The 13986-nt window shown below is 61.2% G+C and carries 19 protein-coding genes; 8 read left to right on the forward strand and 11 right to left on the reverse strand.

Annotation, left to right across the window (positions count from 1 at the left end):
- Window positions 1–8 precede the first annotated feature (8 nt).
- Both ACPYOI_RS11215 and thrC read right to left on the reverse strand, forming a co-directional pair.
- Window positions 9–1307, reverse strand: coding sequence for a M16 family metallopeptidase (locus ACPYOI_RS11215; protein ID WP_481417819.1), 1299 nt, complete (start codon window positions 1305–1307; stop codon window positions 9–11).
- 25 nt (window positions 1308–1332) lie between these two features.
- Window positions 1333–2724: a threonine synthase gene (gene thrC, locus ACPYOI_RS11220; protein ID WP_481417820.1), complete on the reverse strand. Its 1392-nt coding sequence runs from the start codon at window positions 2722–2724 to the stop codon at window positions 1333–1335.
- A 205-nt stretch (window positions 2725–2929) separates the two neighbouring features.
- Between thrC and ACPYOI_RS11225 the strand changes: the two genes are divergently transcribed.
- Entirely contained in the window at window positions 2930–3607 is a 678-nt protein-coding gene (locus tag ACPYOI_RS11225; protein ID WP_481417844.1) for a hypothetical protein, read from the forward strand.
- 31 nt (window positions 3608–3638) lie between these two features.
- Here ACPYOI_RS11225 and ACPYOI_RS11230 read toward each other — a convergent pair whose 3' ends face one another.
- A complete protein-coding gene (locus ACPYOI_RS11230; protein WP_481422868.1) occupies window positions 3639–4328 on the reverse strand; it encodes an HAD family hydrolase in 690 nt (229 codons plus the stop codon).
- 180 nt (window positions 4329–4508) lie between these two features.
- Here ACPYOI_RS11230 and ACPYOI_RS11235 point away from each other — a divergent pair, with 180 nt between their 5' ends.
- Genes ACPYOI_RS11235 through ACPYOI_RS11245 form a run of 3 tightly spaced genes read left to right on the forward strand, consistent with a single transcriptional unit; the run spans window position 4509 to window position 5824 of the window.
- A complete protein-coding gene (locus tag ACPYOI_RS11235; RefSeq protein WP_481417822.1) occupies window positions 4509–5180 on the forward strand; it encodes a GntR family transcriptional regulator in 672 nt (223 codons plus the stop codon).
- A 21-nt stretch (window positions 5181–5201) separates the two neighbouring features.
- Entirely contained in the window at window positions 5202–5396 is a 195-nt protein-coding gene (locus ACPYOI_RS11240) for a hypothetical protein (protein WP_481417823.1), read from the forward strand.
- 2 nt (window positions 5397–5398) lie between these two features.
- Window positions 5399–5824, forward strand: coding sequence for a DUF1284 domain-containing protein (locus ACPYOI_RS11245; RefSeq protein ID WP_481417824.1), 426 nt, complete (start codon window positions 5399–5401; stop codon window positions 5822–5824).
- Here ACPYOI_RS11245 and ACPYOI_RS11250 read toward each other — a convergent pair.
- Window positions 5821–6507 carry an ArsR/SmtB family transcription factor gene (locus tag ACPYOI_RS11250; RefSeq protein WP_481417825.1) on the reverse strand — a complete coding sequence of 229 codons (687 nt, stop codon included), beginning with the start codon at window positions 6505–6507 and terminating at the stop codon, window positions 5821–5823. The genes ACPYOI_RS11245 and ACPYOI_RS11250 overlap by 4 nt on opposite strands.
- 71 nt (window positions 6508–6578) lie before the next feature.
- On the opposite strand from ACPYOI_RS11250, the gene ACPYOI_RS11255 reads away from it, so the two are divergent.
- Together ACPYOI_RS11255 and ACPYOI_RS11260 are read left to right on the forward strand one after the other, a co-directional pair.
- Window positions 6579–6908: an NIPSNAP family protein gene (locus tag ACPYOI_RS11255; protein ID WP_481417826.1), complete on the forward strand. Its 330-nt coding sequence runs from the start codon at window positions 6579–6581 to the stop codon at window positions 6906–6908.
- A complete protein-coding gene (locus ACPYOI_RS11260; protein ID WP_481417827.1) occupies window positions 6905–7252 on the forward strand; it encodes an antibiotic biosynthesis monooxygenase family protein in 348 nt (115 codons plus the stop codon). Before ACPYOI_RS11255 ends, ACPYOI_RS11260 begins: the two co-directional genes overlap by 4 nt.
- Here ACPYOI_RS11260 and ACPYOI_RS11265 read toward each other — a convergent pair whose 3' ends face one another.
- Window positions 7253–7600, reverse strand: coding sequence for a HepT-like ribonuclease domain-containing protein (locus ACPYOI_RS11265; protein WP_481417828.1), 348 nt, complete (start codon window positions 7598–7600; stop codon window positions 7253–7255).
- On the reverse strand, window positions 7600–7896 hold the full coding sequence (locus ACPYOI_RS11270) for a nucleotidyltransferase family protein (RefSeq protein WP_481417829.1): 297 nt from the start codon (window positions 7894–7896) through the stop codon (window positions 7600–7602). Before ACPYOI_RS11270 ends, ACPYOI_RS11265 begins: the two co-directional genes overlap by 1 nt.
- 141 nt (window positions 7897–8037) lie before the next feature.
- Here ACPYOI_RS11270 and ACPYOI_RS11275 point away from each other — a divergent pair, with 141 nt between their 5' ends.
- Window positions 8038–9168 (forward strand): DNA methyltransferase, encoded by a 1131-nt coding sequence (locus ACPYOI_RS11275; protein ID WP_481422869.1) that lies wholly within the window; start codon window positions 8038–8040, stop codon window positions 9166–9168.
- Between the two features lie 118 nt (window positions 9169–9286).
- On the opposite strand, the gene ACPYOI_RS11280 is transcribed toward ACPYOI_RS11275, so the two are convergent.
- From ACPYOI_RS11280 to mutY, 4 genes are all read right to left on the reverse strand, one after another.
- A complete protein-coding gene (locus ACPYOI_RS11280) occupies window positions 9287–10201 on the reverse strand; it encodes a hypothetical protein (RefSeq protein ID WP_481422870.1) in 915 nt (304 codons plus the stop codon).
- A 199-nt stretch (window positions 10202–10400) separates the two neighbouring features.
- Complete coding sequence (locus tag ACPYOI_RS11285; protein WP_481417832.1) at window positions 10401–10766, reverse strand: nuclear transport factor 2 family protein; 366 nt, start codon at window positions 10764–10766, stop codon at window positions 10401–10403.
- Window positions 10767–10768: 2 nt separating this feature from the next.
- Window positions 10769–11383: an HAD family hydrolase gene (locus ACPYOI_RS11290; RefSeq protein WP_481417833.1), complete on the reverse strand. Its 615-nt coding sequence runs from the start codon at window positions 11381–11383 to the stop codon at window positions 10769–10771.
- A gap of 3 nt (window positions 11384–11386) precedes the next feature.
- Entirely contained in the window at window positions 11387–12478 is a 1092-nt protein-coding gene (gene mutY / locus ACPYOI_RS11295; RefSeq protein ID WP_481417834.1) for an A/G-specific adenine glycosylase, read from the reverse strand.
- A gap of 97 nt (window positions 12479–12575) precedes the next feature.
- On the opposite strand from mutY, the gene ACPYOI_RS11300 reads away from it, so the two are divergent.
- Window positions 12576–13064, forward strand: coding sequence for a DUF721 domain-containing protein (locus ACPYOI_RS11300; protein WP_481417835.1), 489 nt, complete (start codon window positions 12576–12578; stop codon window positions 13062–13064).
- Window positions 13065–13126: 62 nt separating this feature from the next.
- Here ACPYOI_RS11300 and ACPYOI_RS11305 read toward each other — a convergent pair whose 3' ends face one another.
- Entirely contained in the window at window positions 13127–13867 is a 741-nt protein-coding gene (locus ACPYOI_RS11305; RefSeq protein WP_481422871.1) for a class I SAM-dependent methyltransferase, read from the reverse strand.
- Between the last annotated feature and the right edge of the window lie 119 nt (window positions 13868–13986).

The following is a 13986-nucleotide window of genomic DNA, read 5'->3' on the forward strand; positions in this document are numbered from 1 at the left end:
TGCGCGGCTCAGCGGCTTGCGGTCTTGGACTGCGGCAAGGGAGCCGACAGCGAAGAGACGATGTCTTCCATTGGCGCAAGATGCTCGAGCGGGCCGATCGCCGAAAGCGTGGGCACCCTGTCGAAGAACAGACGGCCGGCGAGGTCCGTAAGACGTTCGACGGTGATGCCTTCGAGCCGCTCCATCATCTCCTGATTGGAGATTGGCACGCCGTAGAGCATCATCTGGCGAGCGATCTGGCCGGCGCGGGCGGCCGGGCTTTCCTGCCCCATCATAAGCTGCGCGCGGATCTGCGCGCGGGCGCGCTCGATCTCCTTCTGCTCAATCGTGCTGGCCGACTTGTGCAATTCGTTGATGATGACCGGCACCAGTTCCGGCAGGTTCTCGCCGCCGGTCGCCGCATGGATGCCGAAAATGCCGGTGTCGGAAAAACCCCAGTGGAAAGCGTAGATCGAATAGCAGAGCCCCCGGATTTCGCGCACTTCCTGGAAGAGACGCGAGGACATGCCGCCGCCGAGAATGTTGGCAAGAATCTGCGAACAGTAGAAGTCGCGGGCGTGATAGGCCTTTCCCTCGAAGCCGAGGAGGATCTGCGCGTCCATCAAGTCGCGGGTCTCGCGCACGTTGCCGCCGATATAACGGGCGGTCTCGATGACCGGCGGAGCGCTTGGTGCGGTCGGCAGGCCGGCGAAGCGCGTTTCCACCAGCCGCACGATTTCGTCGTGGTCGATCGCGCCGGCGGCAACGACGAACATGCGATCGGTCGTGTAGTTGCGGCTGAGATAGTTGCGGATCTGCTGCGGCGAGAACGAGACGACGGTTTCATGCGTGCCGAGGATGGGGCGGCCGAGCGTCTGGTTGCGATAGGCGGCTTCGGCAAACTTGTCGAAGACGACATCGTCAGGCGTGTCGTTCGCGGCGTTGATCTCCTGCAGGATAACCTGCTTCTCGCGTTCGAGCTCCTCTTCGTCGAATGCCGACTCGGTCAGGATGTCGGCGAGGATATCGACGGCCAGCGGTACGTGATCCTTCAGCACCCGGGCATAATAGGACGTCGTTTCGGTCGAGGTCGCAGCGTTCACTTCACCGCCGACGTCCTCGATTTCCTCGGCGATGTCGCGGGCCGATCGGCGCGCAGTACCCTTGAAAGCCATGTGTTCGAGCAGGTGGGCAATGCCATGCTCGTCTGCCGTCTCGTTGCGCGAACCCGATTTGATCCAAACTCCCAGCGCGACGCTTTCAAGATGCGGCATGGCTTGGGTCACTACTGTCAGCCCGGATGGGAGCCGGGTGCACTCTACTGTCATTGGTTATCTTTCTGCGCCTGCGGCATCAGGTCCGGGTATGCTTGCCGATAAAGCCCTCAACGGCTTTCAGTTCCGGATCGATGACTTGGAAGCGCTCCTCCTTAAGCATCAGATCAGCAAGCCACGTCGGAAGCGCCGGGTCAATACCGGACGCGGATTTTACGGCTGCGGGGAATTTTGCCGGGTGGGCGGTCGCGAGCGTCACCATCGGCGCGTTCGGCTTCTCGTGCTTCGCGGCAACGAAGACGCCGATCGCCGAATGCGGATCGAGCAGATAACCGGTTTCGGCATAGGTGTTCTTGATCGTCTGCGCCACCTGCTTCTCGCTAGCGCAGCCGGCGCGGAAATCCTTTTTGATGGCGGCAAGCGCCTTTGCGGAAATCTCGAAGCCGTTCGACTGCTTCAGGCTGTCCATCGCATGGCGCACCTTGGAGGCGTCGCGGTCATAGGCCTCGAAAAGCAGGCGTTCGAAGTTCGAGGAAATCTGGATGTCCATGGAGGGCGAGGTGGTCGCCTTCACTTCCTTCATGTCGTAGCGGCCGGTCTTCATCGTGCGGGCGAGAATGTCGTTCTCGTTGGTCGCGATGACAAGCTTGCCGATCGGCAGGCCCATCTTCTTGGCAGCGTAACCGGCAAAAATGTCGCCGAAATTGCCGGTCGGAACGGTGAACGAGATCTTGCGGTCCGGGCCGCCGAGGGCGATCGCCGTCGTAAAGTAATAGACGATCTGGGCCATGATCCGCGCCCAGTTGATCGAGTTGACGCCCGAGAGCCGCACCTTGTCGCGGAACGCGGCGTCGTTGAACATCGCTTTGACGAGGTTCTGGCAATCGTCGAAATTGCCCTTCACCGCCAGCGCATGAACATTGGCCGACGTCGAGGTGGTCATCTGCCGCTGCTGCACGGGCGAGACCTTGCCGTGCGGGAAGAGAATGAAAATGTCGGTGCGGTCGCGGCCGGCAAAGGCGTCGATCGCCGCCCCGCCCGTATCTCCGGACGTCGCGCCGACGATCGTCGCGCGCTCGCCGCGCTTCTCCAGCGCGTAGTCCATCAGGCGTGCCAGAAGCTGCATCGCCACATCCTTGAAGGCGAGCGTCGTGCCGTGGAAAAGCTCCATGACGAAGCTGTTCGGGCCGGTCTGCACCAAAGGCGCGATCGCCGGGTGGCGGAAGGTGCCGTAGGCTTCGTCGATCATCTTCCGGAAGATGTCGGCGGGGATTTCGCCATTGGTGAAGGGGGAGAGGATTGTAAACGCGATCTCCTGGTAGCTCTTGCCGCGCAGCGCGCGGATCTCCTTCTTGGAGAAATGCGGCCATTCGCGCGGAACATAGAGCCCGCCGTCACGTGCAAGACCCGTCAGCAAAGCATCGCAAAAGCCGAGAGAAGGGGCCTCGCCGCGGGTCGAGATGTAATCCACGTTCTTCATCCTTGAGTTAATGCCGGTGGAAATCCGGATAAGTGAGGCAGTCACCGGAATCGCTGCGGATCGAAATGTGCGTCAAAACGGTGCTTACCCAATCGATTTTTGTTCGCGCCGCTGATATAGACCATCGCAAACTGTCACGAAAGGCCCTCCAAACAAGACTTCGGGCCTACCAGAAAACTTTGTAAGAGGTGGAATAATCGTGTTCGGCAAGGTCTCGCGCTTCGTTGTTTCCGTATCCGTCGCGGCTGTTCTTGCAAGCTGCAATTCCTTGGGCGTCGGCGGCGACAGCAACAAGGCCGAAGCCCCCACGCAGCCGAACGGCAACGCGCAGATCATGCCGCTTGCCCCGCAGAACCCGTCTTCGAGCGACAAGTCGATCGGTACCGCCACCAATGCTTCCGGAAGCGTGCAGCCGGTGGTGCAGGGCTCGTGCCCGCAGATCTTCATGCGTGACCAGGACGCGATCTTCCGCACCTATGCCAAGGGCGGCAAGAAGCCGGCTGCCGGCGCCGATGGGCAGCAGCAGCCGACCGACCAGGTCGTCTATCAGGCCGCCTTCGGCGACTACACCCGCCAGTGCACGCTGAACGACCAGAACCTGACAATGACCGTCGTGGCGCAGATCCGCCTGATCGCCGGCCCGGCCGGCGGCCCCGGCCGCGTCACGTTGCCGATCCGGATTACCGCTGTCGACGGCGAGGATGTCGTCAATTCGCAGGTCGTGCCGTTTACCGCGGAAATTCCGGCGGGCCAGACTGCCGCGCAGGTGCTCTTCCGCCAGGATGGCTTCAAGCTGCCGGTCGGTTCCGGCGCGCTGGTCCGCGTCAATATCGGCTTCGATCAGGGCCCGGCCGCAAAGAACAAGAAGAGCTGAGGCGGAAAACTCCGCCCGGACTATTTGCGCCTCAGAGGACGCCTGCCCATTCCGACAGGGCAGCAACGACGCCGGGAAGGTCGCTCATCCGGGAAACAACCGTCTCCGCACCGGCATCCGTCAGCAGATCGGCGTGCGAGGGATAGGTATGCGATGCGCCGGTGAAACCGATGACGCGCATGCCGGCGGCGCGTGAAGCATGGATGCCGTGGACGGAATCTTCGACGACGACGGTTCTCGATGGCGAAACGCCCATTTTTTGCGCGCCGTGCAGGAAGATGTCCGGCTTCGGCTTGACGCGATCCGGCCCGAGATCCTTGGCGGAGAAGATGTTAGGCTCGAAAAGTTTCTTGAGGCCCACCTTGCCGAGCATCATGTCGAGCCGCTGCGTGCTTGAATTCGAGCAGACGCAACGCTTCAGGTTAATGCGGGAAACAGCGAACTCGACGCCGGGAATGGCCTGCACGTCGCGTTCGAGACGAAGGTCGAGCAACTTTTCGGATTTGTCGAGCAGTGAAGCCGAGAGCGGGATACTTGCCTCGCGCTCCACCTGCAGCAGAATGTTCTTCCAGGTCATGCCGGCAAAGCGCTCGGCCATCTCCTCGACGCCGATCGGATAACCTGCATCCGTCAGCAACTTGGATTCCACTTCCGCCGCGATGATTTCGGAATCGACCAGAACGCCGTCACAGTCGAAGATAATGAGGTCGAAGCCGTCCATAGTCTCAAGCCTTGTTGGGGATGCTGCCCTTTACACGATGGGTGCCGAAAGCTCAACCGGCAGGCTGGCATGGCTGGATTGCGCTTTGCGGGCGGCTTTGCCGCTTTCCTGCCGGAATTGGTTGCGGCTGCCCTCGGCTCAAGCCTCGACAAGCCAAATCCAGCCCTCTAATGGATACATATGGCCAAGGAACCTGAAGACACAATCGCAAGCCGCATCAGCCGGGTTCTCGCCGATCGCATCGTCCGCGGCGAATTGACGCCGGGACTGCGGCTTCGCCAGGATCACATCGCCGAGGAATTCGGCACGAGCCATGTGCCCGTGCGCGAGGCCTTTCGCCGGCTGGAGGCGCAGGGCCTTGCAATCAGCGAGCCGCGGCGCGGCGTTCGCGTTGCTTCGTTCGATCTGAAGGAGGTGCGCGAGGTTGCCGAGATGCGGGCGGCCCTCGAAGTACTCGCCTTGCGGCATGCTGCCAAGCATCTGACGCCGGCGATCCTCGATGCCGCCGAAGAGGCAACGCGCGAGGGCGACGCGGCGGCCGACGTTCACGCCTGGGAGGAGGCGAACCGAAGGTTTCATCGGCTGATCCTTGCGCCCTGCAATATGAACCGCCTGCTTGCGTCGATCGATGATCTGCATGCGGCGAGCGCCCGCTTTCTCTTTTCCGCCTGGCGTTCGGGCTGGGAAAAGCGCACCGATCACGACCATCGCGCCATTCTGCTGGCGCTGCGCCAGGGCAAGGCCGAAGAAGCTGCCGCCATTCTCGAAAAACACGTGCAATGGATCGGCCGCGCGCCGCAACCCATGCAGACCGGTGCGACCGCGCGCGACGCGTTTGCCATTGTCGGCTGACAACCTTTCGAAGCCGGCAGCATGCTCGGCTGGCTGGACGAGGCGAGGATCGGCTTTCCGGTGGTCGCCAATGGTTCGGGTGGACCTGCGCGGCTTGCAGAGCCGAAAATGCCTGGATGTTGGGCGTCGCTCCGTTTATCCTTGGTGGCGTTTTTGAAGTCGGCGCTTGCCGCCGCATCAGTCCTGAAGGGCATCCGCATCCACACGGAGTGCTGATTGTGACAGTCCGGCTACGTGGCCACCATCTGCTCTGCATGCTGACATTCGTCGGTGAAGGCTACACCCCGGCCTTCACCGCGAACTACCGGCGGCTCGCCGAGCGTCTTTCGGCCGGCGAGGAAATCGAGATCGTCTCCGGTCCGGACGATATCTGCGCGCCGCTTCTGCCCGAAGGTTTGCCGCACTGCCTTAGCCGGAGCGCGGTCGCGCGCGACGAGACTGCCGCCGAAGAAATCGGCCGATTGCTGCGTATTCCGATAGGCGAGGGAACGAAAATTGTGCCCGACGAGAAATTGCTGCGCAGGCTGCGCAGCAATTTTAAAGCTGGCACCATCCGCAGGGCCTGCGAGGAGTGCGAATGGAGCGAGCTTTGCGGCCATGTCGCCGGCAACGGCTTCAAGGACGCGCTTGTGGGTGCCCGTTAGGTTTCCACCGGGAAGAGCTGAAGGAACTGCCGCTCGCCCTCGGGCGAGAAGATCACCGAGCGGCTTTCGGCGTTCCGTCGAGCCCAGCCCTTATCGAAAAAGCTTGAAAGCAGGGCCTTGCCGAGGCTGCCGGCGAGATGTGCGCGGCGTTCGCTCCAGTCGAGACACGAGCGGCAAAGCGGACGGCGCGACGATTTGAGATCGGAGACATCAATGCCGATGCATCTCAACTGGCTCTCGCCTTCCGAGCTGACAGACAGGCCTTCGCCGACGGCGTTGATCGCGCCCGAGGCCACGAGGCTGTCGAGCATGCGCACGCCATAGTCTCCCGCCAGATGGTCGTAGCAGATGCGTGCCTTGCGCAGCGCCGGTTCCTTTGGTCCGGGGCGGTGGCGCAGGTGTCCGCGCGCGGCGGCAAAACCCATGATGCTTTCCAGCAGCTTGCCGACCCCATCGTCGGCAAGCGCGAAATAGCGATGACGGCCCTGCTTGCGCTGCGCCAACAGGCCGCCGGCTTCGAGCTTGGCAAGATGCGTGCTCGCCGTCTGCAGCGTGATGCCGCCTGCCGCTGCGAGCTCGGTCGCCGTCAGCGCCTTGCCGCCCATCAGCGCGGTCAGCATGTTGGCGCGGGCGGGATCGCCGATCAGCGCCCCGATTTGTGCGATGTCTGGTCCTTCTTTCATACTTCGATCGTAACCGAAGCATCTTCGTTCGGCAATGTGCGAAAACTGTCTCACAGAAAAAGGAGACAACGATGATTACCTGCTTCATCCGCTACGAGATCGATCCCTTCAAGAAGGATGCCTTTGCCAAATATGCCCGCAACTGGGGCCACGTCATTCCGCAAAACGGCGCCGATCTCATCGGCTATTTCGGCCCGCACGAGGGCTCCGCGACCACGGCCTACGGGGTCTACAACATCGAAAGCCTCGCCGCCTACGAGGCCTACCGCGCCCGCCTCGCGGCCGATCCGCTCGGCAGGGAAAACTATGAATTCGCCAAACGCGAGCGTTTCATCCTGAAGGAGGACCGCATCTTCCTGAAGAACGTCTCCGCTCCTCATGCCAAGCTGGTGCTGCCATGATCGCCGTCATCTTCGAAGTCGTCCCCTATATGGGCGAACGACACAAATATCTCGATCTCGCCGGCGATCTGCGCGCCGAACTCGAGAAGATCGACGGCTTCATCTCCATCGAACGCTTCGAGAGCCTGACCTTGCGGGGCAAGCTGCTGTCGCTGTCATTCTGGCGGGACGAAATGGCCGTCAAGGAGTGGCGGAACCTCGAAGCCCACCGCGCGGCGCAAAAGGCAGGCCGAAACGGCATCTTCGCCGACTACCGCCTGCGCATCGGCCACGTCCTCCGCGACTACGGCATGTTCGAAAGGGCGGAAGTGCCGGCGGATAGCAAAGAGGTGCACGCGGCGTAGTCAGGCTTGGTCCACCTGTTTTTGAATGGCTTCGACAGCGATCCGGATCTTCGGAAGTTCATCCACGATGACGCCCCAGATGATCCTGTCGGAAAGGCCATGATACTCGTGCCTCAGGACGTTTCCGATCGCCTTGACGCGCGGCCAGGGTATTTCCGGCCGGACGCTCTTGAGTTCGTCCGGAATTCTGCGGCTGGCTTCCGAGATGATCTCTACGGCTCGCTCCAAAGCGAGGCGCAGGATTATGTCATTCTGGTAGTCCGCGAATGACTTGCCGGCAATTGCTGCCTCGATGATGGCAATCGCCTCTAGAATGTCGCGCAGAAAGTGCCGAACCTCGCGAGGCATCAAAAGACCTGCAACGCTGAATTTTCGATCATGTCCTTCAACATGGGGTGAAGGCTGTCCCGCGTCGTGACGTCCACGGGCAAATGCAACTCGTCTTCCAGAAGGAGCTTGATGCCGATGAGATCGAAGGCGTTGAAGCGGCTCGCCGGATCGTAGTCGATAAAGAGGTCGAGGTCGCTCGCCGGGCCTGCCTCGTCCCTTGCCACGGAGCCGAAAAGGTAAAGCGAAGTCGCACCGAGTGCCCGGATGGCGTCGGCCTGTCGCTTCAGTTGCTCGATGGCGTCACTTCTCTTCATAAAATCAGTTTAGCGTAGCGGAGACTTTTGTTCCACGCCCTCTATTTATTTCCCGAAATCATGCACCGCTTCAGCCTTTGGTAACCAACTTGGGTAACCATAACGGCGAGTAAAGCGTAATGTGTATGAGCGAGTATCCATATGGCGTCAGTTTTTCCGCTTGCCGATCTCAAGACCTCCGCAAAGCCGGGTTCTTGGATCGACACGATCATCAAGGGTGATTGTGTCGCTGCCCTCGAAGCTTTGCCGACCAACTCCGTCGACGTCATTTTTGCCGATCCACCCTATAATCTTCAGCTCGGCGGCACGCTTCATCGTCCGGACCAGTCGCTTGTCGACGCCGTCGATGACGAGTGGGATCAGTTCGCTTCCTTCGAAGCCTATGACGCTTTCACCCGCGCCTGGCTGCTTGCCTGCCGCCGCGTGCTGAAGCCGACCGGCACGATCTGGATCATCGGCTCCTATCATAACATCTTCCGCGTCGGCGCCACGCTGCAGGATCTGAATTTCTGGATCCTCAACGATATCGTCTGGCGCAAGACCAATCCGATGCCGAATTTCAAGGGCCGCCGTTTCCAGAACGCCCATGAGACGATGATCTGGGCAAGCCCCGATGCCAAGGCGAAGGGCTATACCTTCAACTACGATGCCATGAAGGCCGCCAACGACGACGTGCAGATGCGCTCGGATTGGCTGTTTCCGATCTGCAGTGGTGGCGAGCGCCTGAAGGGCGACGACGGCAAGAAGGTCCATCCGACCCAGAAGCCGGAAGCCCTGCTTGCCCGCGTCATCATGGCATCATCGAAGCCCGGCGACGTCATCCTCGACCCGTTCTTCGGCTCCGGAACGACGGGTGCAGTCGCCAAGCGCCTCGGCCGCCACTTCGTCGGGATCGAGCGCGAGCAGGATTACATCGATGCAGCTTCGGCCCGTATCGCCGCCGTCGAGCCGCTCGGCAAGGCCGAACTCACCGTGATGACCGGCAAGAAGCAGGAAGTTCGCGTCGCCTTCAACGTCCTGGTCGAGAGCGGGCTTATCAAGCCAGGCCAGGTGCTGACGGATGCCCGCCGCCGCTACAGTGCCATCGTTCGCGCCGACGGCACGGTAGCCTCCGGTGGCGAAGCGGGTTCAATTCATCGTCTCGGCGCGAAGGTGCAGGGACTTGATGCATGCAATGGATGGACGTTCTGGCATTTCGAAGACGGGCAATCCCTGCGCCCGATCGACGATTTGCGCTCGATCGTCCGCAGTGATCTGGCAAAGGCGGATTGAGCAGCGGCTTGGCCTGATCGAGACTGCCTTCTTCCGTTTTTTGTACCTCCAGTCGCGGAAGAAGGCCCATGGCGCCCGGGGATCAACACCTCCGGGCGCCTTTCGTTTGTGATGCGGTCTAGCGCTTGAGAAGAGCCAGCCGCTCCTCATCCTCGTCCCGCTGTCGGCCGCCGATCGCAGCAGCCACACAGGCGCAGAAAGCGCCGACGAAAAGCGATAACGCGCCGGCAAGCGCGGCGACAGACGCCGCCTTGCGGGCGGTATCGGCTGCCTCCTTCGCGGCTGCCTTGGCATCGTCGATACGCTTCAGTGTCGCATCGACACGAGCCTTGGCATCAGCCTCGGAGAGACCGGTGCGGGATGCCACGACCTGATCCAGGTAAGTACGGTCGTCCGGGGCGATTTCGCCGCTCGTCGCCCCGCTGACCAGGATGCGCGACACCTCGGCGCTCACTTGCTCGTTGCTTTGATTGGCCGGCGGGGTGCGTGGGTCGGCCGGGCGAAGCAGCGCGTCGGTGAAGTAGGATGGCGAAAAACCGCTCGTCATCTCGTCCGTATTGGCAGCGGCGGCTGCCGCACCGGCTGTGCCGGCAGCGCCGACTGCCGACGCAGTCGCCTGCGCGCCCGCGCCGATGATCGAAAAGACCGCCGAACTCAGCAGGGATGCGACGACGAGCGTCGCCAAAGCCCAGGCAAGGAAACCGTGAGCCGTGTCGCGGAAGAAGATTTCATAGGTGTGGAGGCCCGCCCATTTGGTGCGAAGCCTGCCAGTCAGGTAGCCGCCAAGAGCGGCAGAAATCCATTGCACGAGGACCAGCCAGATGGCAGCGGATGTGCCGATCGTCGTCAGCGAACTGCTGTCATTCTCCCAGGGCGAAATCATCGTCAGTCCGAGGCCGGAGCCGATCAGCATGAGAACCAGGGTCATGACCGTCGCGGCAAGCGCTCCGGCGATGATTGGTCCCCAGCTGACGGCGGACGATGAGGATTCGAGCGGTATGTCGTTTGTCGTAGTCGTCTCGATTATCGTCATTGCCGCCTCTCAATGCCAGAACAGCAGGATCAGCAGAATGAGCGGAATCGGAACGCCCAGCAGCCAAAGCAAAATACCTCTACCCATCGTAACCTCCTTCCGGCGCGGCCGGTCTCATTGATTTTTCAACAGCCGGTCCGAAAGCCGGCTGTATTCAAACATCAAAGAGAGGTAATTGTTCCTAAGGAGAGCCGTTCGTTCAAAAAGCCTGGTAATCGGTTACCTCGACATGGGTGACGCGGCCCTCGTCGTCGAAGGTGATTGTTTCCTCGCCTTCGCGGATAAGCGGCTTGCCGCTTCTGCTGTGCGTCGCCCGCACCGACCAAACGGCGCGCCCGGCGTTCGGGCTCACCTTTTCGATCAGCGTATCGACCGCCGTCTGGTCCGGATAATCGTCGAAATACCTCCTGAAGGCAGTCATGATGGCGTGCCGGCCGGCAAGACTTCCGACGCAGTTCGACACATAGGTCGCGTCCTGGGCGAAACAGTTCTCGATCGTTTCGAAATCGAGTGCATTGATCGCGCCGTGAAACAGCTTGATCGCGTCGACTGGATCGAATGCCATCGTCAAACGCTTACGCCATAAGAGGCAAGATCGTTGCGCAGTTTTGCAGCGCCGGTGAAGAGCACAGCCTGCCAGCCCGCCGCCTTGGCGCCTTCGACATTGGGAAGCGAGTCGTCGATGAAGATCGTCGCCGCCGGCTCCAGCCCGAAGCTCTTGGCATGCGTTTCGTAGATCGCCACATCGGGCTTGATCAGCCGGACATCGCCCGAAACGGTGACACCGCGCGGCTTCGTCAGGAAGGGGAAGCGCTCTTGCGCCTCGCGGAAGGTGTCGGATGCGAAGTTCGTCAGCATCGTCACATCGCGGCCCTTTGCAATCAGCCCCTCCATGATCGCCACGCTGTCCTCGTAGGCATGAGGCACCATCTCGTGCCAGTACTTGCGGAATGCGCGGATGTGCTCTTCCCGCGTCGGGTGGGTTTCGATCAGCAGCGCCTCGGCATCCGCCCAGGTGCGTCCGCGGTCCTGCTCGACGTTCCAGTCGTGGGTGCAGACGTTATCGAAGAACCACTTGCGCTCGGTCTCGTCGGGAATAAGGCGGCTGAAGGGAATGTTCGGATCGTAATGGATGAGAACTTTGCCGATATCGAAAACAATGTGATTGATGGATGCAGTCATGTGTCATCTCTTCAGAGTTGTAAACGCGAGAGGAATAGCGGTTGCGATCGCTTTTTTCATGATGGTCGGCAGCGCCTGAGCTTCAAGATTTGTAACCGGCTCCCACCATCCGTCATCCATCTGAACTCGGGATGGGATCGCCGTTCGATAAATCGAGAGCCTCAGTTCGAAATGTGTAAAGACATGGCTGACGGTGCCGCATGCCTCCCATTGTGCGGGGAAGGGGGCTGCGTCCGTGGAAGTCTCGCCGTCGGCCCTCGATGTCCATGCCGTCGTCGGCACCTCCATCATGCCGCCGAGGAGACCGCTTGCGACTCGCCGCCGCAGGAGGATATCGCCTTCCGCCGTGACCGCGATGAAGGCGGCGCCGCGCCGCATTGGCTTTTCCTTCTTGGCCGCCTTCACCGGAAACTGCTCCGGGTCATGCAGCCGAAGCGCCTCGCACGATCCCCTGAACGGACAGAGCGAGCAAGCTGGCCGCTTCGGCGTGCAGATCGTTGCGCCGAGGTCCATCATCGCCTGGGCGAAATCGCCCGGGCGGTCGGCGGGCGTCAGCAGCGCCACCTTCTGCTTCATCAGCGGCTTGCCGGCCGGAAGCGGTGTGGCGATCGCGTAGAGCCTGGAAATCACTCGCTCGACATTACCGTCCATGACGGCGGCGCGCCGGTTGAAAGCGATCGCCGCGACGGCCGCCGCCGTATAGTCGCCGATGCCCGGCAGCGACTTGAGACCGTCCTCCGTATCCGGAAAAACGCCTTTATGCTGCGCGGCGACGGCTTCGGCGCATTTCTTCAGATTGCGGGCGCGCGCGTAATAGCCGAGCCCAGCCCAGGCCGCCATGACGTCCTCGCTCGGTGCCGCCGCGAGATCGAGAACAGTCGGCCAGCGCACAAGGAAATTCGCAAAGTAGGGCTTCACGGCCTGCACGGTCGTCTGCTGCAGCATGACTTCCGACAACCAGACGCGATAGGGATCGGCCCTCACGCCGCGCGCCGCCATCGGCGGTGAAACGCGCCAGGGCAGATCGCGGTGATGCCGGTCGTACCAGTCAAGCAGGGGTTGCGCGGTGGGCGCGTCGAGTGTCGTTGAGGTCATCATTTGCCGCGGGACGGGGAAGTGCCCTATACTTGGCGGAGTAACCGCGGCCGATCAAGGCGGCGGCGCCGAATGGCGACGGCATCCGAAGGTTTCGATGAGTTATCCACGCAAAGGTGAACAGCAGATCTCCGAACTGACGAACGGACTGATCGATCCGGTGCTTGCGCGGCGGGCGGGGATCAATACGGCGCTGCTCGGCTCCTGGGACGAAATCGCCGGTGAGGATTTCGCCGATTGCACTCGGCCGGAAAAGATCGCATGGGCCCGCGGTAGCGAAGACGGCACCTATAGGCCCGGCGTCCTCACGATCGCCTGCGAAGGTGCCCGCGCCCTTTTCCTCACGCATGCGCAGGGCGAGCTGATTCAGCGCATCAACAGCTTCTTCGGCTTCGCCGCAGTTCACCAGATCCGCATCGTGCAGAAACCCGTGTCGCCGGCCCCCAAGCGGTCCCGCACGCCGCCGCCTCTGAAGGGCGAAGCAGCCCGCAGGCTCGACGGCATGATGGAGGGCATCACGGACGACAAGCTGCGCGAGGCGGTCAAGCGGTTGGGCACTGCGGTTCTGGGCAGGAAGGGCAGGTAGAATCAAAAGAGCCGCCTTCGAAAAGGCAGCTCTTGATGATCGGGAACGACGTCCCGGCGGCCTCAGGTATTGAAGAACAGACTGTGGTCCATGCCGGACAGAATGGCGCCCGTGTTGAGAACAGGATTGTCGTTGTAGTGCGCCAGAATCGCGTTCTGATCGTTCGCCATCAGGGCGAATTCAGCAACGATTTCAAGATAGTTGTCCTGCAAGACGGTGGATGTCGGGTCGAGGTTGGTCACGAATACGAGACCGGTGGGCGGCGCGTCGGTCAGTATGATCCGCAGGTCGGGACGATATTTCTTCAGGATCGGGACGATCTTCCATACGTCTCCGGTCCACCAGCCAGGAAACGCCGTTTGGGCGCTCAACTGGTTGGCGGTTTGCAGATCGCGGTTGACCATGGCTTCGCCGAGAGGCAGGCAGTCGTGCATGCAGATCAGCGTATTCCGGGAGCTGATGCGTTCCGTATTGTAGAAGTCGCGGAGGAGATATTCGAAAAGATGCATGCCGTCGAGGAAGCACAGATCCGGACGGCCCCCGAATTCGCCGACGACATCGATATCGCTGAAGAAGCGATCGCTGGTCATATGAAACAGGCTTATCCGCTTCTTGCGGGCCGCTACGTTGGCCGTGATGATGAACTCGGGATCGACTGCAAAAGCGGTTTCGGCCGCTACATGGCTGAACGTAATGCCTCTCTGGACGCCGATCTCCAGGTACCGCTTCACGCTCCGCTTTTCGGAGAGACGCGATAATAGCTCATTATAGGTCGTGCCCGCATGACGGGATGGAAGATCCATAATCTTTGGCCTGCCTGTTTGTGTTGGTATTCGCAGATCGCGGCGATGCTCAGTCACAGAAAGCGCGCGCATCCCGATTAATGAAATTCCGCTTGTGCGAACCTTAAGGCGTCCCGGAC

Source organism: Rhizobium sp. SVR5-2C (assembly GCF_056755115.1).